Annotated in this window: 2 protein-coding genes; both read left to right on the top strand. The window is 29.0% G+C overall.

From position 1 onward, the window contains the following. Window positions 1-243 precede the first annotated feature (243 nt). Entirely contained in the window at window positions 244-1506 is a 1263-nt protein-coding gene (gene istA, locus ACLR9T_RS13835) for an IS21 family transposase (RefSeq protein ID WP_413110074.1), read from the top strand. Then, window positions 1493-2251, top strand: coding sequence for an IS21-like element helper ATPase IstB (gene istB / locus ACLR9T_RS13830; RefSeq protein WP_087253521.1), 759 nt, complete (start codon window positions 1493-1495; stop codon window positions 2249-2251). The genes istA and istB overlap by 14 nt, the downstream gene beginning before the upstream one ends. The last annotated feature ends 216 nt before the right edge of the window (window positions 2252-2467 follow it).

The raw sequence follows: 2467 nt of genomic DNA, 5'->3' as shown, positions 1-2467 counted from the left end.
AGTCTTTCAAGCACAAACAAATAGGACTTAGAGCCTGGACACTTAAGATTGTTTTAATCAACTATAGTGATATTTCGCAGACTGGCAGTCAATGCCACTTCTCCTTTTTTGAAAGGAGTTTTTTTTATGCTTATAAAAGTTAAAATAAGATTACCAAAATTGTTGCAGATAAGTGGTTACACTTTGTATCAATTTAGGTAATCTTTTTTGATATAATTCTTTCCTATAAAGGAGTGAATTATATTGAATACAGCAGTTATTAAAATAAATAGTTTAGATCAGGCTCTAATGTTAAGCAGAGCCTATAAGGAAGGAGAAATCAAATTGAATGTTTCTAAACTTGCAAGAGAATTAAATTGCAGTAGGAAAACCCTAAGCAGAAGGCTTAATGGTATTGCACCTAAAAAAACAAGAAACAGAAAAAGATATCTAGATGATTATAAACATCTTATATACAAATATCTTTGTGATGAACAAAGAAATTTTGACTATATTGATCATATCTACTATTTCATGAAACGTGAACATGGCATTACTTGTACTCGTTCAACATTTTTCAGATATATTAAGGATAATGAAGAGCTCAGTAAAAAATTTAAAAACAACAAAACAAATTCTTTTGTCGAACGTTTCGAAACCGCTCCTGGTCAACAGGCTCAGTTCGATATGAAAGAAAAAGTTAAACTTACAGATAAAAATGGTACTCAAACAGTAGTATATATTCCTACTCTCACTTTATCCTGGTCAAGATATAATTATAGGCAGGTAATATTAAAGCCTACAACTGATAATTTATTAATATTCTTGGCTCAGACATTTGAAGAAATAGGCGGTGTTCCTAAAGAACTGGTTATTGATAATCTTAAAGCATTTGTAGAAAAACCTCGTCAGTCGGCTAAAGATAAAGCTTTATTAAACAGTCAATTTGAAGAATTTTGCAAAGATTATGGAATAACACCTATGCCATGTATGCCGTATAGACCAGAAACCAAAGGTAAAACTGAAACACAGAATAAAATAATAGATCAGCTTAAAAATTATAATGGTCATTATAGCGGATTACCTGATATACATGACAAACTGGAAAAAATCAACAGCGAAGATAATGAACGCCCGTCACAGGCAACAAGACTTCCCAGAAACTTCCTTTTGGAAAAAGAAAAAGGTGATCTACTTCCATTACCTAGCAAGGAAATTAGAAGTAAATATCACCTTAAATTAAATGAAGTCTATGTTACAAATGAATCGCTATTCCAATATAAATACAATAAATATTCCCTACCACAAGAATATATTGGAAAACGTGTTGGATTAGCGGTTCAAAACAAAGAACTTCTCGTATATTATAACGGAAAAATTATTGAAAAACATCCTATTACTAATAATAAATTTAATATAAAAGAAGAACATAAGCTTTATTATAAAAAAACAGATAAACAAGCGATTAAAGAAAGTAATCAGATAATATTAAAAGAACTGGAGAATATAATTTATGACAATGACTAATGATGTACTGGAACAACTGAATTATTTGAAATTAAAATCAGCATATTCGTATTTAAATTCATTAGTAATGAATAATGAAATAGCTGAAAAAGAATTACATGTAATGCATAAAATATTAAATAAGGAAGTAATAGCTAAAGAAGAAAATAACAGACTTTATAATGTAAAAGTAGCAGCATTTCCTTTTTTAAGAAAAGTTGACGATTATGATTTTAATTTTCAGCCAGGCATAAAAGAAGAAAAAATAAGATCGATTATTGAATCAGATTTCTATGAAAACGCTACAAATATTGTGTTTGTAGGTAACCCTGGTACCGGGAAAACACATTTAGCAATAGCAATTGCATATACAGTAGCCATTAGACGAAATAGCGTATATTTTATTAAATTTAATAAATTAATCAATATACTGAGACAGGCACATAATGAAGGAACTTTAGAAAGAAAATTAAGACTATTTTATAAGTATAAACTACTAGTCATTGATGAAGTTGGATTTAATGAAATATCACCACTAGAAGCCAAATTATTTTTTCAGTTGATTGACTTAAGATATACTAAACGTTCTACTATTTTTACAAGCAATATTTCATTTGATAAATGGCCACAGATATTAGGTAATGATGAAATGATAACTAAAGCCATATTAGATAGAATTCTTCATTACTCGTATTTATTTAATATTAATGGTCCATCTTATCGAATCAAAGATAAACTTAATCCTAAAAAAATTGAGAACACTTAATTGCAACAAATTGGTCAAATTATCTTGACTTTTATATCCCTGCAGTAAACATAAAACTTTTCATGAAGTTCTTCCTCAATTGAAAGATACCGCTCATTTTTCTTATGACCAGCTTCTAGACGGTCTTGCATTTATGGGCAATGATTATGGCAAGTTCATTGAGATTTTTAATGAACAGATGAAGAAAGTCTATAATATCAATACTTCAAAAACTGA

Origin of the sequence: Thomasclavelia sp. (genome assembly GCF_047249845.1) — a bacterium.
Lineage (GTDB): Bacteria > Bacillota_I > Bacilli_A > Erysipelotrichales > Coprobacillaceae > Thomasclavelia.
Note: the sequence above shows the minus strand (reverse complement) of the source record. Positions and strands in the feature narration are given on the sequence as shown.